The organism is Streptomyces viridosporus (assembly GCF_002078235.1).
Lineage (GTDB): Bacteria > Actinomycetota > Actinomycetes > Streptomycetales > Streptomycetaceae > Streptomyces > Streptomyces viridosporus.
On sequence record NZ_MSGP01000294.1, the window covers coordinates 1 to 17383 of the forward strand.

General features: G+C 70.2%; 20 protein-coding genes and 4 pseudogenes. 11 read left to right on the plus strand and 13 right to left on the minus strand.

Annotated elements, in window-relative coordinates:
* A pseudogene (locus tag B7L92_RS42525) lies at positions 1-331 on the plus strand (replication-relaxation family protein); the annotation flags it as partial.
* 191 nt (positions 332-522) lie between these two features.
* Here B7L92_RS42525 and B7L92_RS21050 read toward each other — a convergent pair.
* Entirely contained in the window at positions 523-1146 is a 624-nt protein-coding gene (locus B7L92_RS21050; RefSeq protein WP_081239048.1) for a hypothetical protein, read from the minus strand.
* A 557-nt stretch (positions 1147-1703) separates the two neighbouring features.
* Here B7L92_RS21050 and B7L92_RS21055 point away from each other — a divergent pair.
* Positions 1704-3353 (plus strand): TlrC/CarA/OleB/SrmB family ABC-F type ribosomal protection protein, encoded by a 1650-nt coding sequence (locus tag B7L92_RS21055; RefSeq protein ID WP_081239049.1) that lies wholly within the window; start codon positions 1704-1706, stop codon positions 3351-3353.
* Positions 3354-3705: 352 nt separating this feature from the next.
* On the opposite strand, the pseudogene B7L92_RS21060 reads toward B7L92_RS21055, so the two are convergent.
* Positions 3706-3897 (minus strand): annotated as a pseudogene (locus B7L92_RS21060) (telomere-protecting terminal protein Tpg); the annotation flags it as partial.
* Positions 3898-4077: 180 nt separating this feature from the next.
* Between B7L92_RS21060 and B7L92_RS21065 the strand changes: the two are divergent.
* Positions 4078-4398, plus strand: coding sequence for an ATP-binding protein (locus tag B7L92_RS21065; RefSeq protein ID WP_218030460.1), 321 nt, complete (start codon positions 4078-4080; stop codon positions 4396-4398).
* A gap of 79 nt (positions 4399-4477) precedes the next feature.
* The gene (locus tag B7L92_RS21070) at positions 4478-4777 is read left to right on the plus strand and encodes a hypothetical protein (RefSeq protein ID WP_255311062.1); all 300 of its coding nucleotides are present in this window, start codon (positions 4478-4480) and stop codon (positions 4775-4777) included.
* 259 nt (positions 4778-5036) lie between these two features.
* Here the strand turns inward: B7L92_RS21070 and B7L92_RS21075 are convergent, their stop codons facing one another.
* From B7L92_RS21075 to B7L92_RS21090, 4 genes and pseudogenes are all read right to left on the minus strand, one after another.
* Entirely contained in the window at positions 5037-5438 is a 402-nt protein-coding gene (locus B7L92_RS21075; RefSeq protein ID WP_255311063.1) for a transposase family protein, read from the minus strand.
* Between the two features lie 276 nt (positions 5439-5714).
* Positions 5715-6098, minus strand: a pseudogene (gene tpg / locus B7L92_RS21080) (telomere-protecting terminal protein Tpg); the annotation flags it as partial.
* A 244-nt stretch (positions 6099-6342) separates the two neighbouring features.
* Positions 6343-7056, minus strand: coding sequence for a cation efflux transmembrane domain-containing protein (locus B7L92_RS21085; protein ID WP_081239061.1), 714 nt, complete (start codon positions 7054-7056; stop codon positions 6343-6345).
* Positions 7056-7391 carry an ArsR/SmtB family transcription factor gene (locus B7L92_RS21090; protein WP_081239050.1) on the minus strand — a complete coding sequence of 112 codons (336 nt, stop codon included), beginning with the start codon at positions 7389-7391 and terminating at the stop codon, positions 7056-7058. Before B7L92_RS21090 ends, B7L92_RS21085 begins: the two co-directional genes overlap by 1 nt.
* A 77-nt stretch (positions 7392-7468) precedes the next feature.
* Between B7L92_RS21090 and B7L92_RS21095 the strand changes: the two genes are divergently transcribed.
* A complete protein-coding gene (locus tag B7L92_RS21095; RefSeq protein ID WP_081239051.1) occupies positions 7469-7822 on the plus strand; it encodes a DUF3703 domain-containing protein in 354 nt (117 codons plus the stop codon).
* A gap of 242 nt (positions 7823-8064) precedes the next feature.
* Here B7L92_RS21095 and B7L92_RS21100 read toward each other — a convergent pair whose 3' ends face one another.
* From B7L92_RS21100 to B7L92_RS41140, 3 genes are read right to left on the minus strand one after another with little or no spacing between them, the layout of a single operon-like run.
* A complete protein-coding gene (locus tag B7L92_RS21100; protein WP_081239052.1) occupies positions 8065-9306 on the minus strand; it encodes an MFS transporter in 1242 nt (413 codons plus the stop codon).
* Entirely contained in the window at positions 9303-10697 is a 1395-nt protein-coding gene (locus B7L92_RS21105; RefSeq protein ID WP_081239053.1) for an NAD(P)-binding domain-containing protein, read from the minus strand. Before B7L92_RS21105 ends, B7L92_RS21100 begins: the two co-directional genes overlap by 4 nt.
* 31 nt (positions 10698-10728) lie before the next feature.
* Positions 10729-10899 carry a hypothetical protein gene (locus tag B7L92_RS41140; RefSeq protein WP_016828397.1) on the minus strand — a complete coding sequence of 57 codons (171 nt, stop codon included), beginning with the start codon at positions 10897-10899 and terminating at the stop codon, positions 10729-10731.
* A gap of 84 nt (positions 10900-10983) precedes the next feature.
* Between B7L92_RS41140 and B7L92_RS21110 the strand changes: the two genes are divergently transcribed.
* Positions 10984-11349, plus strand: coding sequence for an ArsR/SmtB family transcription factor (locus tag B7L92_RS21110; protein ID WP_026085580.1), 366 nt, complete (start codon positions 10984-10986; stop codon positions 11347-11349).
* A 21-nt stretch (positions 11350-11370) separates the two neighbouring features.
* Here the strand turns inward: B7L92_RS21110 and B7L92_RS21115 are convergent, their stop codons facing one another.
* The gene (locus B7L92_RS21115) at positions 11371-11712 is read right to left on the minus strand and encodes an ArsR/SmtB family transcription factor (protein WP_051044473.1); all 342 of its coding nucleotides are present in this window, start codon (positions 11710-11712) and stop codon (positions 11371-11373) included.
* Between the two features lie 44 nt (positions 11713-11756).
* Between B7L92_RS21115 and B7L92_RS21120 the strand changes: the two genes are divergently transcribed.
* The 3 genes from B7L92_RS21120 to B7L92_RS21130 all read left to right on the plus strand — a co-directional run bounded on the left by B7L92_RS21120 (position 11757) and on the right by B7L92_RS21130 (position 14785).
* Positions 11757-12803, plus strand: coding sequence for a flavin-containing monooxygenase (locus B7L92_RS21120; RefSeq protein ID WP_081239054.1), 1047 nt, complete (start codon positions 11757-11759; stop codon positions 12801-12803).
* 111 nt (positions 12804-12914) lie between these two features.
* Positions 12915-14444, plus strand: coding sequence for an FAD-dependent monooxygenase (locus B7L92_RS21125; RefSeq protein WP_081239055.1), 1530 nt, complete (start codon positions 12915-12917; stop codon positions 14442-14444).
* 86 nt (positions 14445-14530) lie between these two features.
* Positions 14531-14785, plus strand: coding sequence for an ArsR/SmtB family transcription factor (locus B7L92_RS21130; protein WP_438364008.1), 255 nt, complete (start codon positions 14531-14533; stop codon positions 14783-14785).
* Between the two features lie 56 nt (positions 14786-14841).
* Here the strand turns inward: B7L92_RS21130 and trxA are convergent, their stop codons facing one another.
* Genes trxA through B7L92_RS21145 form a run of 3 tightly spaced genes read right to left on the minus strand, consistent with a single transcriptional unit; the run spans position 14842 to position 16601 of the window.
* On the minus strand, positions 14842-15186 hold the full coding sequence (gene trxA, locus B7L92_RS21135) for a thioredoxin (protein WP_081239057.1): 345 nt from the start codon (positions 15184-15186) through the stop codon (positions 14842-14844).
* Positions 15187-15216: 30 nt separating this feature from the next.
* Positions 15217-16191 (minus strand): thioredoxin-disulfide reductase, encoded by a 975-nt coding sequence (trxB, locus tag B7L92_RS21140; RefSeq protein WP_081239058.1) that lies wholly within the window; start codon positions 16189-16191, stop codon positions 15217-15219.
* A complete protein-coding gene (locus tag B7L92_RS21145) occupies positions 16188-16601 on the minus strand; it encodes an arsenate reductase ArsC (protein WP_081239059.1) in 414 nt (137 codons plus the stop codon). The genes trxB and B7L92_RS21145 overlap by 4 nt, the downstream gene beginning before the upstream one ends.
* A 95-nt stretch (positions 16602-16696) precedes the next feature.
* On the opposite strand from B7L92_RS21145, the gene B7L92_RS21150 reads away from it, so the two are divergent.
* Positions 16697-17005, plus strand: coding sequence for an ArsR/SmtB family transcription factor (locus B7L92_RS21150; protein ID WP_081239060.1), 309 nt, complete (start codon positions 16697-16699; stop codon positions 17003-17005).
* Positions 17002-17383 (plus strand): annotated as a pseudogene (locus B7L92_RS21155) (arsenic resistance protein); the annotation flags it as partial. The gene B7L92_RS21150 and the pseudogene B7L92_RS21155, both read left to right, overlap by 4 nt.

The following is a 17383-nucleotide window of genomic DNA, read 5'->3' on the forward strand; positions in this document are numbered from 1 at the left end:
GTGGACCGCGCCACCATGAGCAGCGAGCGCCTGGCGGTGAAACTGATCGAGTACGCGCGACTGTTCCAGCACGAGGCCCGGCCGGCCGGCTGCGCTGGTATCCGGTCTTCCCCCGCCTGCTGTTCGTCCTCACCGGCGCCCCCCGCCCCCGGCTGGAGGGCCGGATCGGCGACCTGCAGGCGATGGCCGCCCAGCACCCCCTGGTCACCGCACTCGCCCGCGAGGTGCCGCTGGGCGCCGCCGTCCTCGAGGACCTCGAACAGCACGGCCCCACCCAAAACGTGTGGACGCCCCTGACCGGCGGCACCCCCGCCCCTGGAGCGATCTGTGACGCTGCCGACCTTTGCCGGTGCATAGGCGAGTGAGTCCCGGACCTGAGCCAAAGCACGGCGGTTGTCACCGGCAGAGCTGATTGAGCTGGTGTATGAGATCGGTCGAAGCAGCCTGATTGTCACCGGTGAGGCACGCGGCTTGTCACAGATCCTCGTTCAGGACCACCGTGGCCGACTAGGAAACGACCTCTCAGTATCCCCAGCCAGCGTAGATGGTCACGTTCTCGCCATTGTCCCTGGCTCCGACGCACACGTCACGCCAGTCGAGCAGCCAACCGCTGGAGCGGCAGCTCTCCTGCTGGAGGCCCAGTTCGCGGATGATCTCCGAGCGGGACAGGCCGTCCTCACTGGTGACCGTCGCGGCGCGCCAGCAGCCGCCGGAACCGCAGCTGATGCCTTCGTTAACCATGCTGATGCCTGGCGGCAATGAGGGGAGGGCCTTGGACGGCGGGGCGTCCGAGCCTTCGCTGAGCATCAGCGCGTACAGGAGGCCGACCACGAGAGTGAGGGCGAACTGCGTCCCCAGGAAGCCGATCGCTCCGTTGCGGCGGGAGGTCCACTGCGGAGGAGGAGAGTTCTCGTGCCGTCCTTCCAGTCCCGCGCCGCAGGCGATGAGCAGGGGCGCGAGAGCCGTGAACACGAGATGGGCGTCGGGTCTGGGGGCGTCGATCCAGCCCTGCTGGACACTGATCAGCAGACTGGCTCCGGCGAGCAGCGTGCCGCCGATCGCGAAGCCGACGGGGCGGGTGCGGGCGATCGTCATCCAGACGACGGCGGGCGCGACGGCGAAGAGTATCCCCAGGATGATCAGCATGTACGGGGGGACGTGCGGCCCCGAGCGCCCGGTTCCACACGGCCGGGGCTCACCGCAGGCCCGCAGGCCGGTCGTTCATGCCGTGAGTGCGGCGAAGTCGTCGTTGCCAATGTCCTGTCGCATTTCAGTTGGCGAGTGAGGGGGCTCTGGTCTGCGGGGCTGCCAGATGGTCTGGGAACGCGGTGCGGTGTCGTTCTCAAACGAGTTGGCTTTCGCAAAAGGCCCATCCGCCCGGCGAAGAGACCGGCGGCCCATGCCGTCCGTGCCGATGCCGTACACCTCGCGCGGATTCGCCCGCCTCCCCCACCCCTTCTGCCGCCTCACCGAAGAAATGGCTTGCAGACGCATGGATTCCCCACCTACTGTGCCGCACATGGGTTCCCTGTGACAGTCCCCGCGCGGCCGCGTTGAGCTCGCTCCGCCGTCGCGCATTCTCATCCGTGCTCCCCGCTTCTCCCACGAGGCCGCCTGCCCGGCGTGCCGCGGAGTGTCTCTGGCGTGCGCGGACGCGTCCATCCACCCATGCCGATCGGCCCGGCCGAGAACAGGGGGACTCCATGCTTACTGCACAGCTATCTCTTCAGAACGTCACCCGCCGCTACGACGACCACGTCGTGCTGGACGACGTGTCCTTCAGCATCAAGCCGGGCGAGAGGGCCGGCATCATCGGCGACAACGGAGCCGGGAAATCCACCCTGCTACGGCTGATCGCCGGGCAGGACCAGCCCAGCAACGGCGAGCTGACCGTGATCGCGCCAGGCGGCTTGGGCTATCTCGCCCAGTCGTTGGCTCTGCCTCCCGAGGCCAGCGTCCAGGACGCGGTGGATGTGGCTCTTGCCGATCTGCGTGATCTCGAAGCGCGGATGCGTCACGTCGAAACCGGGCTCACGGGCTTGGCGGGGGCGGAGCTCACTACCGCGCTGGACGCCTACGCCCACCTGGTCGCCCAGTACGAGGCACGCTCCGGCTACGAAGTCGATGCCCGGGTGGACATCGCCCTGCACGGGCTCGGCCTGCCGGGTCTGGCCCGGGATCGGCCCCTGGGCACGTTGTCGGGCGGTGAGCGGTCACGGCTGGCGTTGGCCGCGACCCTGGCGTCCCAGCCGGAGCTGCTGCTGCTGGACGAGCCGACCAACGATCTGGACGACCAGGCGGTGGGGTGGCTGGAGGCACACTTGCGGGCGCATCGTGGCACGGTGCTCGCGGTCACCCATGACCGGGTGTTCCTGGAACGGGTCACCACCACGATCCTGGAGGTCGGCGAGGGCAAGGTGACGCGTTACGGCGACGGCTACGACGGCTACCTTGCCGCCAAAGCCGCTGAGCGACGGCGCCGTCTGCAGGAGTACGCGGACTGGTGCACGGAGCTGGCCCGCAACCAGAAGTTGGCCGCCACGAACGTGGCACGGTTGGACGCTATCCCTCGCAAGCTGCCATTTGCCGTGTTCGGCCACGGCGGCTTCCGTGCCCGCGGCCGCGGTCACGGGGCGATGGTCCGTATCCGCAACGCGAAGGAGCGTGTCGAACGGCTGACGGACAATCCTGTCGCGCCGCCGCCCGAACCGCTGGTGTTCGCTGCCCGAATGACCACCGCCGACGGTCAGACGTCGCAGGCTGCGGCAGAACTCACCGGCATCCGTGTCGAGGGCCGACTGCAGGTACCGTCGCTGCGAATCGGCGGAGAGGAGCGGCTGTTGGTCACCGGACCCAACGGGGCCGGCAAGACGACGCTGATGCGGGTGCTGGCGGGCGAGCTGCAGCCCGATGAGGGGACGGTGCGCACGCGGGGCCGAGTCGGGCACTTGAGGCAGGAGGAAACACCGTGGCCGCCCGGCCTGACAGTCCCGCAAGCGTTCGCCCACGGCCGGGGAGGCGACCTGGACGAGCACACCGACCATCTCCTGTCCCTCGGCCTGTTCAGCCCCTCCGACTTGCCTCTGAAAGTGAGCGAGCTGTCCTATGGACAGCGGCGCCGGATCGAACTGGCCCGTTTGGTCAGCGAACCTGTCGACCTGCTGCTGCTGGACGAGCCCACCAACCATCTCTCCCCGGCTTTGGTCGAGGAACTGGAAAGAGCTTTGGCCTGCTACCAAGGCGCGGTCGTCGTCGTCACTCACGACCGCCGCATGCGCAACCGCTTCACTGGCGGGCACGCGGAATTGGATGCCGGCCACTTCGCACAGTTTCGGGAGGCCGCAGCAGGCTGAGGCCCGCAGGTCGCCTCTGCGTCCTTATCCAGCACAAGGTGGCCTTCCTGCGGGCCCTCTCCCGCGGGCAGGCCACCGCCCACAGACTGGCGTGTCCTGTCGCGACCGTTGCAAGTGCAGTGAGATCGAACCCCACGAACGAAACAAGCGCCGTCGCTCAGCACGCGATGCAATGAGATCCGACAGCACGAAAGAGAACGAGTGAGAATCCGACACCTTCAATGCGACAGGACAGCCAAAGTCTTACCTGTGCGCACCTACGGCCTTGCCGGTGACAACAAGCCTGCCGATGTGACAGCTATCGCGCTTCGGCTCAGGACCGTATCGGTCCGGGCCTCGTGTGGTGGAGCGGCTACAGGTCGAACTCCAGGTGCTCGATGTCGGTGAACCGGACCTCCTCCAGCTGGCCGGCGCGGCGGCCGCCGTCCTGGAAGTACACCTCCTTGAGCCCTTCGGCCACGATCTGCTGGAGCTGGGCGTCGCCGGCGCCGGCCTGCTGGGCGTCGAAGAGGCGGGCGGCGTGCTGCGGGCCCATCGGCAGGGCTTCGGCATAGTCGGTTGACGCCCGGTTGCTGACGTCTCGTCGTGTTGGGCGGGGTCCGATGCAGAGCAGGCACGGACGTCCGTGATCATGGAGTTCTCTACGCTCTGTAACCTTGGACTGCCCGTGCCTGTCGAAGCGACGCAGCCGTAGAGGGCGTCCACGCAGAGAGGATCGTGGGGAATGAGTGTGGTGGAGAGCTGGTCCCGCGTGATGAGTCTTCTGCGGGTCGACCTGCTCTGCCTCGACGAGCTCGGCTACGTCAAGCTCGACCGCCACGGCGCGGAGCTGCTGTTCCAGATCTTCACCGAGCGCGAGGAACGGCACGCGATCGCCGTCGCGTCGAACAGGCCGTTCACCGAGTGGGACCAGACCTTCACCGACAAGCGTCTCTGTCAGGCCATCGTCGACCGGCTCACCTTCGAAGCCCACATCATCGAGACCGGCACCCAGTCCTTCCGCCTCGCCAGCACCACCGCCAAGCGCAAGGCGGCAGCAGTCTGAGAACCTGCTGGCCGGGGGCAAGGACTTGCACCTTCGCCCCCGAGCCTCGGCCCTCACGAACACGCAGCTGCATCGCCGGGTGCTCGACGACTACGCTGACGTCATGTCACCGTCAGACTGGACACGGCTCACCGAAGCACGGGGATGGCGCCGACTGGGAATCATTTGCAGCCACGTCATCAGGCGTCCTGTCCTGATCATCGCCCTTGCAGGGCTGGCCTTCCTCGTCACCAGATTCGGCAAAGACTTCCCCGCGCTCTATGGCATGACCCCCCTGGGCGTCGTTCTGATCTTCAGGAGCATGGGCCGCTACCGTGTGACCGATCCGGCTGACGAGATTGGCGATGACCCCCAAGCCAAGGACACAGCGGCGAACTGACCGACAACGGTCCCCTGCTGACAATCCTGCGAGCCCCTCGCCCACGGGCGGGCGCCATCAAGGCGCCCGCCCGTCCGCATTCCTGTCAGGGGAAGCAGCCGGGCGGGCTCCATGGGCAACACGCTACCGGCCGCCGCGGACCACGGCCCGCACCTGCACCACTCCGCCCCAGGACACCCGCGAAACGTCACCCGATCGAGGGTGGGGCCAGAACAATCCGTTCTTCCCGCAGCCCTCCCGCACCGTTCCCCCACACGGCTCAAAAGTGGGGCCAAAACTGCCCGGCGAAAACAATCTGGGCCAGGACCAGTGCGCGCGCGTGGTCGCAGGCGGCCAGGAGGTGGATCTTCCGTCCCTTTGTGCGGGCCGCACCCCGCAGCGACTTCCCGTCGACCGCCAGTCCCCGTAGTCCTTCGTTTCTGGTCTGCCGGTCCGCGAGCCAGGCTCCGACCGCGCGGTCCAAGGCGTCCGCGTCGACTCTGGCCAGCAGCCGCCGGATCGTGGATTCCGCGGGCCAGGACCGTTTCGGCAACAGCGGATCTACGACGGTGCCGAGCCGTTCGAGCAGGGCCGGCGGCGCGTCGGCCACCCATTCACCCACCGCCAGCAGGGATCTCGCTCCGGCGAGGACCGCGCAGGCCGTCAGCGCGAGGACCGTCACGAGCGGATGCCGCACCCCCGCGGATCACGCGGGTCCGGGACCTGCGCAAGGCGTTCCAGCAACCCCGGAAGCTCGCTCCCGGACACTTCCGGATGCGGTCTGAGCTGGTCAAAGACAGGGGAGGTCAGCGATGATGCAGCGGCAGGCACGGGCAGTCCAAGGTCACAGAGCGTAGAGAACTCCATGATCACGGACGTCCGTGCCTGCTCTGCATCGGACCCCGCCCAACACGACGAGACGTCAGCAACCGGGCGTCAACCGACTATGCCGAAGCCCTGGGGGCAGCGCCACGGTCAGGTGCCGGACGCGGTCCTCGTCCGTGGAGCCGATCGGCGCGGTGTAGCCGAGCCGGGCGCGGGTGTCGAGGACGAGGCCGCCGGTCGTCGCCGCCTTCTGCCGCGCCCTGGCCCGGATCTGCGGCTGCCACCGCTTGGTCACCTCGCGCTCCAGGCGGGCGGCGAGGTCCGGTCTGGGTTTCTTGATCTGGTCCTTCACGTACCGCTCGACGGTGCGCTGCGAGATCCGCAGCAGCTGGGCGACCGCACGGGTGCCCTTGAGCTGCCTGACCAGGTAGCGCATCTGCGCGGGTGCGCTCTTGGGCGCCGGGCGGGTGAACGCCTTCTGCACCGCGGCGTCCAGGCCGTCCCCGAACAGGCTCATCGTGGCCCCCTCCTACTCTCCGTTGTCGACGTCGGTGACGGTGCCGTCCTTGATGTACCGGGCGAGGTTGAGCTCCGGGGCGTCTGGCTACGTCAGTGAGAACGAAGAGCGGTTGTAGCTGACTTCAAAGAACGCTTGGCCGACGCTGATGACGGACATGTTGGTGAGTTCTAGGAACACGCTGCGGCGTGTCGGAGTTGGCCGTCGGCCGCAGCCGTGTTCGTGACCGGTCCGGTCGTCGGGTTCAGGAGCAGCAGTCGCAACCCGGGCGGCAGCCGCAGGCGTCTGTTTTCGGGTGGTCAGCGGTAGCCGTGGTGGCCGCGGGTGTTGCGCAGCAGCTTTTGCCCTGCCAGGCGTCACGGCCTTCCTTCACCGCGAGGGCGGCGATGACGAGGGCGGCGATGGGGTCGGCCCAGGACCAGCCAAGGGTGGCGTTGAGGACCAGGCCGAGCAGGAGCACGGCGGACAGGTACGTGCACAGGAGCGTCTGCTTGGAGTCGGCGACCGCGGAGGCGGAGCCGAGTTCGCGGCCGGCACGGCGCTGGGCGGCGGACAGGAACGGCATGATCGCCAGTGACAGGGCGGCGATGGCGATGCCGGGGATCGACCGCTCGGCTTCCCCGGTGCCGGTCAGCGCGCGGACGGCGTCGACGGTGACGTACGCGGCGAGGGCGAAGAAGGACACCGCGATGATCCGCAGGGTGCGCTGTTCGCGGGCCTCGCGGATGGCGTGGTCCCGGGCGGAGAACTGCCAGGCGACCGCGGCGGCGGAGGAGACCTCGATGACGGAGTCGAGGCCGAAGCCGATCAGGGCGGTGGAGGAGGCGAGGGCGCCGGCGGTGAGGGCGACGACTGCCTCGATGACGTTGTACGTGATGGTCGCGGCGACCAGCAGCCGTATGCGGCGGGCGAGGACGTCATGGCGGGCCGGGCTGGGTCCGAGGGGTATCGCGGTCATCAGCAGCACCCCTTGTCGTCGGCGTCGACGCACGTGCGGTCGGTGGCGACGGCCACGACGGCGTTGCGTAGGTCGTCCAGCGCGTGGCCAAGGCGGGGGTCGGCCAGTTCGTAGCGGGTACGGCGGCCGTCGGGGACGGTGACGACCAGACCGCAGTCGCGCAGGCACGCCAGGTGGTTCGACAGCCGGGTGCGGGAGATTCCCAGCTCGTCGGCGAGGTCGGAGGGGTACGCCGGGGCCTCGCGCAGCGCGAGCAGCAGGCGACAGCGGATCGGGTCGGCCAGCGCTCGGCCGAAGCGGGTCAGGGCGTCAAGGTCGGTCGCGAGGGTCAGCATGGACAAGACGATACACGGATGCTTGAATTCAAGAAATCCTGAACTATCGGAGGTCTTCCGTGTCCCGCCGCGCCCCCATGCCGCCCCACCTGCTTGAGGCATTCACCGCCGAGATGTCCACAGCCTGCGCGCCGGGACCGACGGCAGAGCGATGGCGGGCCGCCGAGCGGGCCCACATCCTGTCCCAGCCCTGGCCATGGCCCCACACCCGCACCCATGGGGTGATGCTCCGCCTCGCCCTGCGCGACCACGACCTGCGCGAGGCCCTTGGCCAGCTGGTGCGCCTGGCCGTGGCCGCTCCCGGCTCGGCGGCCGGGAAGTACCCGGACGGCAACACCGGGCGCACCCGCGCCGGACTCACCACCCCCATGCCGATCCCGGACGACCTCGCCGCCCTGCTCCGCCAGGCCGGCGTCGCACTACGACCGTAGAACCCGTGCAGCCGCCCGCCCGGAAGCAAGCACCCCGGCGTTCCCACCACCGGGGAACACCGGTATCCGGCACAAACCGGTGTTCCCGTCGGCGAGCAACACTCGTTCCGGCAACTCGCCTACAAAGCCACGCCTGCCGACGCCGGTGAGACAACGCAGCTCAGTTGGCAAATCAGCATGCTTGTTGGCAAACATCGCTGATGTTGCTGCGTGGTTGCTCTGCGGAGTGATCGTGGCTGCTGTCAGAGTCGTGGGGATCGGCGGCGTACAGCGCCGGTGGCTGTCCACGGTGCGATGAGCGCGGCGGCCACGGAGACGGCGGCCAGGAGGCAGAAGAGTGATCCGTAGCCGCCGAGCGGTACGGCCAGGGCGGCGCCGGCGAACGGCGCGAGGGCTGCCGCTGTGGTGGCCGGTGCCGCGAGAAGTCCGGAGATGCGGCCGTAGTGGGCGGTGCCCCAGCGGTCGGTGACGGCGGTGGCCTGGAGCAGGGTGAGGTTGCCGCGGGCCATGCCGGCCAGCACCGACACGGCGATGAGCAGGGCGTACGGGCCGGGGGCGGCGGCGAAGGCGGCGGTGGTCAGTCCGCCGAGCGCGATCAGGAGCGTGGTGCGGGCGGTGGCGGTGGTGCGGCGGGCGAGGGCGGCGTACAGGGTGCGGCCGAGGGTCTGTCCGGCGCCGCCGAGGCCGAGGGCCCAGGCGGCCTGGCTGGTGGTGTACCCGCGTTCCAGGAGAAGGGGGACGAGAGCGACAACGCCGGCGTACATCGCGAAGCCGGACAGGGTAAAGGCGGCGGCGAGCAGCAGGAAGGGCCGGCTGCGCCCAGCGTTGGCCGCGCCTGCGGTCGTGGGTGCCGGGGTGGTCGGGGCGTCGGGCCAGGGTGCGCGCAGTACCAGGGTGTGGGCGGGGATGGTGACGGCGGCGAGGATGCCGGCGAGGACGAGGTAGGTGTGGCGCCAGGACAGGTGGTCGGCGAGGGCCGCGGTCAGGGGTGCGAAGACGGTGGAGGCGAGCCCGCCGGCGAGGGTGACGACTGTCAGGGCGCGTACATGGTCGGGGGCCCACCACCGGGTGAGGGCGGCGAAGGCGGGCTGGTAGAAGGTGGCCGCCATCGCGAGCCCGGCCAGCGCCCAACCGGCGATGAAGACCGGGACGTTCGGGGCCGCAGCCACGATCAGCAGGCTGACTACGCCGAGCACAGAGCCGGCGGTCATGACGGTGCGCGGGCCGCGACGGTCGAGGATGCGCCCGACGCGGATCCCGGCGAGGGCGGAGACGACGAGACCGAGGGAGAACGCCGCGGTGGTCGCCCCGGCCGGCCAGCCGGTCGCGTGGGTGATCTGGGGGTTGAGGACGGGGAAGGCGTAGTAGACGATGCCCCAGCTCACGATCTGCGTGGCGCAGAGGGCGGGCAGGGCGGCGCGGGGCCGCGACCGGTCCCCTGTTCCGGTCGCGGCCCCGCGTGCGGGGGTGCCCAGGTCGGTCACGAGCCGCAGCAGCCGCCCGCCGGGGCCTGCTCGGCAGCCGCCCCGACCGGGGCGGGGGCGCCGAGCTGGACGAGCTGCGGCGCGGGCGCGCAGCAGCCGCCGCCGTCGGCCTGAGCGGCGTCGGGGGCGTCGAACAGGCCGGCGCCGCCGCAGACTCCGGTCTCGGGCAGGGTCAGTTCCACGCGGTCGGCCGCGTCGAGGTCGCCGGCGATCGCCGCGGCGACGGAGCGGACCTGCTCGTAGCCGGTCATCGCCAGGAACGTCGGAGCGCGGCCGTAGGACTTCATCCCGACCAGATACACACCCTGCTCGGGGTGGGAGAGCTCGCGGTGGCCGTGCGGGTAGACGGTGCCGCAGGAGTGCTGGTTGGGATCGATCAGCGGAGCCAGCTCGACCGGCGCCTGGAGACGCACGTCGAGGCCCAGGCGCAGCTCGCCCAGGAAGGACAGGTCGGGGCGGAAGCCGGTCAGGACGATCACCTCGTCGACCGCGTCCAGGCGGCGCCCGTCCTCGCCGACCAGGACCAGGCGGCCGTCGGTGTCGCGCTCGATCGCCTCGGTCCGGAAGCCGGTGACCGCGTCGGCGTGGCCCTCGTCGACGGCGGCCTTCGCCGCCAGGCCCAGGGCGCCGCGCGCCGGGAGCTGGTCGGCCTCTCCGCCGCCGAAGGTGGAGCCGGAGATACCCCGGCGCAGGATCCACACGCTCTTCGTCCCCGCGCCGTCGCCGGACTTGGCGAGATCGGCGAGGTGGGCGAGGGCGGTGAACGCGGAGGCGCCGGAGCCGATCACGGCGGTGCGCCTGCCCGCGTACCGGGCGCGGACGGCGGGGTCCTTCAGGTCCGGGACGCGGTAGGTGATCCGGTCCGCGGCGGCCTTCTCGCCGAGGGCGGCAAGGCCGCTGCCGCCGGCCGGGGACGGTGTGGCCCAGGTGCCGGAGGCGTCGATGACGGCGCGGGCGAAGAGGCGCTCTTCACGGCCGTCGGCGTGGGCGACGTGCACGACGAAGGTCTGGGCCTCGCGGCCGGCGTCCACGATTCGGTCGCGGCCGGTCCGGGAGACGCCGGTGACGCGCGCACCGTAGCGGACGCGGTCGCCGAGGACGTCGGCGAGCGGCTGCAGGTAGAGGTCGGCCCAGTCGCCGCCGGAGGGGTAGGTGGCCGGGTCGGGGCGTGTCCAGCCGGTGGGGGCGAGGAGCTTCTCGGCGGCGGGGTCGACGACCTCGCCCCAGGTGGAGAACAGGCGCACGTGGTTCCACTCACGGACGGCCGCACCGGCACGGCCGCCCGCTTCCAGAACGAGGGGCTCGATGCCGCGCTCGACGAGGTGGGCGGCGGCGGCCAGTCCGGCGGGGCCTGCTCCGATGACGACGACGGGCAGCTGCTGGGTGTTCATGGTGCTCGGTCTCCTTGAAGGGCGAAGGGGGTCAGCGCGCGTGGGTGAAGGCGGTCAGCTGGGCGTGCTGCCGGCGTTTAGCTGCTCGGGCGGTGCTGTCGATGACCTGGGCGCAGCTGTCGCAGAAGCTGACGCCGGCCAGGTGGCGGGCGGCGCGGCGGGCTCGGGCCGTGGTGAGTCTGGTGCGGAGGGTGGTGGTCACGACGCTTCCTTGATTCGATGGCTATCGATGCCTCTCTGCGCCTCGGAGGTTGCCACCTGTATCGACGAGTGTCAACATAGGCGCATGTCGAAATCAGGGGTTGTGGGACTGCCCGTTCTGCAGGATGGTGACGTGGTGCCGTGCTGTCCGCCGATCACGGCCGGGGAGCTGTCCCAGGCAGACGCGGAGAAGATGGCCGCCATGTTCAAGGCGCTGTCGGACCCGGTGCGACTGCGGCTGTTCTCCAAGGTCGCCTCCCACCCGGGCGGAGAGGCGTGCGTGTGCGACATCGCCGACGTCGGCGTCTCCCAGCCGACCGTCTCCCACCACCTCAAGAAGCTGCGCGAGGCCGGCCTGCTGACCTCCGAACGGCGCGGCACCTGGGTCTACTACCAAGTCGCCCCGTCCGTGGTGGCGGCCATGGCCGCCATGCTCGACCTGCGCGGCTGACCGCCGCCGAGACGGCAGCGGTCAGTCATCGCAGTTGGGCGGGCAGCAGCGCATCAGGTACTCCTTGAGCGCGTCCAGGTGGCTCGCCATGGTGGTGCCGTCGGCGCGGTAGAAGACCTGCCTGCCCTCCTTGCGGGACAGGACCAGGCCGCCGCGGCGCAACAGGCTCAGATGCTCGGAAGCCGTCGACGGCTTGAGACCGCATCGCTCGGCGATCTGCCCGACGGTCAGCTCGCCACCGCCCGCGAACTGCCGCATGACCAGCTGGCGGGTCTCGCTCGCCAGGGCCTTGAGGAAGTCGGCGGTCGCCGGGTCGACCCCCTCGTTCACGCCACCGCTCGCCGGTGCCGCTTCACGGTTCATATTTCGTCACTTCCCGAAACAACGACGTTGCAGAGAAGGGTCTCATGGAGCACCACGCTGACCTCGTCGTCCTCGGCGCCGGCCAGTCCGGTCTCGCCACCGCCGCTCTCGCGCCTCGCCACGGCTTCGCCCGCACCCTCGTCCTGGAGGCCGCCGAACAGGCCGGCGGGTCCTGGCCGCACTACTACGACAGCCTCACCCTGTTCTCCCCCGCCCGGTACTCCTCACTGCCCGGCATGCGCTTCCCCGGCGACGGCGACCGTTACCCGGCCAGGGACGAGGTGGTCGACTACCTGCGCGCCTATGCCCGCCGCCTTGACGCCGATATCCATACCTCCACCACCGTCACCTCGATGCTGCCCCGCGACGGCGCCTGGGTGGTGCGCGCTCACGACGGCAGCCGGTTCACGGCACCCGCGGTCGTGGCCGCGACCGGGGCCTTCCGCGGCCCGTACACACCGGCCGTGCCCGGACACGAGGAGTTCGCCGGGCAGTCGCTGCACGCCGCCGACTACCGCGCCCCCGACCCGTTCACCGGTGAGCGGGTCGTGGTTGTGGGCGGTGGCAACTCCGCCGTCCAGATCGCCGCCGAACTCGGCGCGGTCGCCGAAACCACGCTGGCCACCCGGCGGCCCATCGGCTGGCTGAAGCAGCGTCCGCTGGGCCGGGACGTGCACTGGTGGTTCCAGCACACCGGCTTCGACATCGCTCCGTTGAGTCGGCTGCTGGAGAGGATGCCGGTGTCCGTCCTCGACGACGGGCGCTACCGCACCGCTCTTGACACCCACGGCGTCGAACGGCGCGAGATGTTCACCCGCCTCACCCCGGACGGTGTCGTGTGGGCCGACGGCGCCGAGGAATCCGTTGATGCGATCGTCTGGGCCACCGGCTACCGCCGCACCTTCCCCTACCTGGACGGCAGCGGCGCCCTGGACCTCGACGGTCGACCCCGGCACCACGGCGGCATCGCCACCATTGCGGGGCTCGGCTTCGTCGGCATCGAGTTCCAGCGCAGCTTCTCCTCCAACACCCTGCGCGGCGTCGGACGCGACGCCGCGCACGTCCTGTCCCGGCTCGGCCGTTCACGCTGACCGCAGCGTCAACGGTTGCTCGGCCTCTCTTCTCGTCGGAGCAGGGCACAGGCTCGACGTAGGACGCGCCGAGGGATCTCGCGCGCCTCGCGCCTCCACTACCGTGGATTCATGACGGCACCGCTGGACGTGCTGGTAGTGGGAGCGGGGCCGACCGGTCTTGCCCTCGCCGCGCAACTGCGCGCGTATGGAGCTCGGTTCAGGATCGTTGACCGTTCCCTCGACCGGGTGCGGGAATCACGGGCGCTTGCCATCCAGCCCCGCACCCTGGAGGCGCTGGCGGGCTTCGGGGTGACGGAAGAGCTGGTGGCCCGCGGCAACCCGGCGATGCGGCTGCGGCTGCATCTGCCCCGCCGCGTGGTGGCGCTGCGGTTGTTCGACATCGGACTGACCGACACGGCGTACCCGTTCCTGCTGTTCCTCTCGCAGGCCGAGACGGAGCACGTCCTCTCCGAGCACCTGGCCGTGCGGGACGTGACGATCGAGCGTGGCACCGAACTGGTCCGGCTGGAGGCGACGGACTCGTGCGTCGTCTGCCGGCTGCGCTGCGATGACGGCTCGCAGGAGGCCGTGGAGGCGCGCTACGTCGTGGGCTGCGACGGCGCCCACAGCACCGTGCGCAGCCAGGCCGGCATCGGATTCGAGGGATACGCCTACCCGCAGACGTTCCTGCTCGCCGACCTGGAGGTCGACGGGCTGGAGCCGGACTCCGTGCATTCGTACATGCGCGGGGTGGGGATGATGTTCTTCTTCCCGCTCGGCTCACCGGCCGGCTGGCGCATGCTCGCAATGCGACCGCCCGACGCCCCGGCGGCCGAGATGGACCTGCCGTTGTTGCAGGAGATGACCGACCGCTACACCGGCGAGCGGCTGACGCTGCGGGACCCGGTCTGGATGACCGACTTCCGCCTCCACAACCGCAGCGCCGCCCGCTACCGCTTTGGCCCCTGCTTCCTCGCGGGGGATGCGGCCCATATCCACAGCCCGGCCGGCGGGCAGGGCATGAACACCGGCATCCAGGACGCGCTCAACCTCGGCTGGAAGCTCGCCCTCGTCTGCCGGGGCGCGGCGCCCGAGGAACTGCTGGCAACGTATGAGGCCGAGCGGGCACCCGTCGGCCACAGCGTGCTGCGCTTCACCGACCGCGCCTTCACCATCGCCACCAGCGGCAACCTCGTCCTCCGCGTCGGCCGCACCCACGTCGCCCCGCGTCTGGCGCCGCTGGTGCTGCGCGCGGCCGGGATCCGCGGGCGGCTCTTCCGGACCGTCTCCGAACTGGGCATCCACTATCGGCGCAGCCCCGCCTCCACGGCCGGCTCGCGACCGCCCAGGGGCGGGCCGAGAGCCGGGGACCGGCTGCCCGACCTGCCCCGTGGGCTGCAGGCGCGCACGGCGGCACCGGGCTGGCACCTGCTGCTGTCCGGGCCACCGCCCCTCTGGCCGGACGAACGGCTCTCGCCGGTCCTGGAGAGGCGGGGCGGTCTGGTCTCCGTCTACCGGCTCGGCGGACGGAGCCCGTGGCCGGGCGTCGCGCAGGGACTCGTTCGCCCCGACGGCTACCTGGGCTATGTCGCACGGGGGACCGACCTGGACGGCCTGCGGACCTACCTGGACCGCTGGCTGCCGACCGGCCGCCGTTGATTCCACCCACCGCAATGCGCCCGTTGCGATCAGGCCGGACCGGCACAGGATCTGGGGGTTCTACTCCTTCCGCACCGTCACGACCGATGGCCGCGGAATGCCGTATCGAGCACGCCCCGGCCGGTGAGGCATGCGTCTGCGACCTGGCCGACTGCCTGGGCTTCCGGCAGCCCACCGTCAGCCACCACCTGAAGATCATGACCGAGGCGGGCCTGCTGAACCGTGAACGCCGCGGCACCTGGTCCTGGTACTCGGTGAACTACGACGACCTGAACAGGGTGCGCGCGATCCTGGACCCGGCGGTCGGCGCCCTGGCGGCGAACGCCCTCGACCGGGTGTAACCCCGCACCCCGCGCCAAGCCCGTGCCGAAGGACCGTCCCCGCAGGGGCCGGTCCTTCATCGTGTGCGGCTGACAGCTCGGCCGAGATAGTCGGCCAGGTCGCGCTCCAGCGCGGCCTTCGGCTTGGCGCCGACGACGGTCCGGGCGACCTCGCCGCCGACGTAGACGTTCATCGTCGGGATGGACATCACGCCATACCGGGCGGCGGTGCCCGGATTCTCGTCGATGTTCAGCTTGACGATCTCGATCTTGTCGCCGTGCTCGGCGGCGATCGCCTCCAGGGAGGGGGCGAGCTGCCGGCAGGGACCGCACCAGGCCGCCCAGAAGTCGACGAGCGCGGGCTTGTCGCTCTTCAGGACGTCCTGGTCGAAGGAGTCGTCGGTGACGTTCTTGAGAGCCACGTCTTTCCTCCTGCGCGTGGGGCGGATGCCTCAGACGGCCACGGCCTCGACCGGTGCGGGCACGTCGGCGAGGGCCGCCAGGTACCGCTCGGCGTCCAGCGCGGCCGCGCAGCCGGAGCCGGCAGCGGTGATGGCCTGGCGGTAGGTGTGGTCGACGACGTCACCCGCGCCGAAGACGCCGGGGATGTTCGTCCGTGTCGAGGGGGCCTCGACCTTGAGGTAGCCCTCGCCGTCCAGCTCCAGTTGGCCCTTGAACAGCTCGGTCCGAGGGTCGTGGCCGATCGCGACGAACAGGCCGGTCGCGGCCACCTCGCGCGTCCGGCCGGTGACGGTGTCGCGCACGCTCAGGCCGGACAGCATGCCGTTCTTCTCGTGGAGTTCGGCGATCTCGCTGTCGAACAGGAAGGAGATCTTGTCGTCGGAGAAGGCGCGGTTCTGCATCACCTGAGAGGCGCGCAGGGTGGACCGGCGGTGCACGATCGTCACGGACCTGGCGAAGCGGGTGAGGAAGGTGGCTTCTTCCATCGCGGTGTCGCCGCCGCCGACGACCACGATGTCGCGGTCGCGGAAGAAGAAGCCGTCGCAGGTGGCGCACCAGGACACACCCCGCCCGGACAGCGCTTCTTCGTTCGGCAGGCCGAGCTTGCGGTACCCGGAACCGGTCGCGACGATCACCGTGCGCGCCCGGTGCACGGTCCCGACGGTGTCGGTGACGGTCTTGATGTCGCCGGTCAGGTCGACGGCGACGATGTCGTCCTCGACGATCTCGGCGCCGAACCTTTCGGCCTGGGCCCGCATGTTCTGCATGAGGTCCGGGCCGTCGATGCCCTCAGGGAAGCCGGGAAAGTTCTCGACCTCGGTGGTCGTGGTGAGGGAGCCGCCGACAAAGACGGCGCCGCCGAAGACGAGCGGCTCGAGGCTCGCGCGGGCGGTGTAGAGGGCAGCGGTGTATCCGGCGGGGCCGGAGCCGATGACGACGACGTCGCGCACTTCAGCGTTGCTCATGCCGTCTTCTCCGGCGCGATCTCCTCGATCAGGCCCTCGACCAGCTTCTTGATCTCGTCACGAATCGGGCGGACGGCCTCGACGCCCTGGCCGGCCGGGTCGTCCAGCGTCCAGTCCAGGTAGCGCTTGCCGGGGAAGACCGGGCAGGTGTCGCCGCAGCCCATGGTGATGCAGACGTCCGACTCCTTGACCGCGTCGATGGTCAGGACCTTCGGCACCTCGGCGGAGATGTCGATGCCGACCTCGCGCATGGCCTCCACGGCGGCCGGGTTGACCTGATCGCCGGGGTGGGAGCCGGCCGAGCGGACCTCGACGCGGTCCCCGGCCAGATGGGTCAGCCACGCGGCGGCCATCTGGGAGCGGCCGGCGTTGTGGACGCAGACGAACAGGACGGACGGCTTGTCGGCCATGGTGATCGTTCTCTCTCGTCGCATGGCGGAACCCAGCCGCCAATGACTTCAGCCCCCGCTGGTATCAGCGAGCGATGATGTGACAGTATCAGCGCATGCTGACTTCAGTCGATCCTGATGTAATCCGGGCGCTGGGCGATCCGCTCCGCCTGAAGATCGTGACCCTGCTGGCGCGCGAGACGCTCTGCACCACCCACCTGGTCGAGGAGACCGGAGCCAAGCAGACCAACCTGTCCAACCACATGAAGGTGCTGCGCGAGGCCGGACTGGTGGAGACCGAGCCGTGCGGCCGCTTCATCTACTACAGGCTCAAGCCCGAGGTCCTGGCCGGGCTCTCCGAGCAGTTCGCCGACCTGGCCGCCTCCGCCCGCACCGCCGCCGAGAACAAGAGGGCCTGTCCGTGACCCGCACCGAAGCACCCGCGACCCCCGGCGCGGAGACGTCGATCGCCGCGAAGATGTCGACCCTCGACCGCTTCCTCGCCGTATGGATCCTGCTCGCCATGGCCGTCGGCCTCGGCCTGGGCCGCGCCGTTCCGGGACTGAACGACGCCCTGGCGAAGGTGGAGATCGGCGGCATCTCCCTGCCGATCGCCATCGGCCTGCTGATCATGATGTACCCGGTCCTGGCCAAGGTCCGCTACGACCGGCTCGACGCGGTCACCGGCGACCGGAAGCTGATGATCTCCTCACTGGTCGTCAACTGGCTCGTCGGCCCGGCGGTGATGTTCGCCCTCGCCTGGATCTTCCTGCCGGACCTGCCCGAGTACCGCACCGGCCTGA

What these genes read in the sequence shown, in the direction of transcription:
- B7L92_RS21050 (WP_081239048.1), bottom strand. Translation starts at nt 1,146, where the DNA reads ATGCTGATCATCCTGGGGATACTCTTCGCCGTCGCGCCCGCCGTCGTC.
- B7L92_RS21055 (WP_081239049.1), top strand. Translation starts at nt 1,704, where the DNA reads ATGCTTACTGCACAGCTATCTCTTCAGAACGTCACCCGCCGCTACGAC.
- B7L92_RS21065 (WP_218030460.1), top strand. Translation starts at nt 4,078, where the DNA reads ATGAGTGTGGTGGAGAGCTGGTCCCGCGTGATGAGTCTTCTGCGGGTC.
- B7L92_RS21085 (WP_081239061.1), bottom strand. Translation starts at nt 7,056, where the DNA reads ATGACCGCGATACCCCTCGGACCCAGCCCGGCCCGCCATGACGTCCTC.
- B7L92_RS21090 (WP_081239050.1), bottom strand. Translation starts at nt 7,391, where the DNA reads ATGCTGACCCTCGCGACCGACCTTGACGCCCTGACCCGCTTCGGCCGA.
- B7L92_RS21095 (WP_081239051.1), top strand. Translation starts at nt 7,469, where the DNA reads ATGCCGCCCCACCTGCTTGAGGCATTCACCGCCGAGATGTCCACAGCC.
- B7L92_RS21105 (WP_081239053.1), bottom strand. Translation starts at nt 10,697, where the DNA reads ATGAACACCCAGCAGCTGCCCGTCGTCGTCATCGGAGCAGGCCCCGCC.
- B7L92_RS21110 (WP_026085580.1), top strand. Translation starts at nt 10,984, where the DNA reads ATGTCGAAATCAGGGGTTGTGGGACTGCCCGTTCTGCAGGATGGTGAC.
- B7L92_RS21115 (WP_051044473.1), bottom strand. Translation starts at nt 11,712, where the DNA reads ATGAACCGTGAAGCGGCACCGGCGAGCGGTGGCGTGAACGAGGGGGTC.
- B7L92_RS21120 (WP_081239054.1), top strand. Translation starts at nt 11,757, where the DNA reads ATGGAGCACCACGCTGACCTCGTCGTCCTCGGCGCCGGCCAGTCCGGT.
- B7L92_RS21125 (WP_081239055.1), top strand. Translation starts at nt 12,915, where the DNA reads ATGACGGCACCGCTGGACGTGCTGGTAGTGGGAGCGGGGCCGACCGGT.
- B7L92_RS21130 (WP_438364008.1), top strand. Translation starts at nt 14,531, where the DNA reads ATGGCCGCGGAATGCCGTATCGAGCACGCCCCGGCCGGTGAGGCATGC.
- trxB (WP_081239058.1), bottom strand. Translation starts at nt 16,191, where the DNA reads ATGAGCAACGCTGAAGTGCGCGACGTCGTCGTCATCGGCTCCGGCCCC.
- B7L92_RS21145 (WP_081239059.1), bottom strand. Translation starts at nt 16,601, where the DNA reads ATGGCCGACAAGCCGTCCGTCCTGTTCGTCTGCGTCCACAACGCCGGC.
- B7L92_RS21150 (WP_081239060.1), top strand. Translation starts at nt 16,697, where the DNA reads ATGCTGACTTCAGTCGATCCTGATGTAATCCGGGCGCTGGGCGATCCG.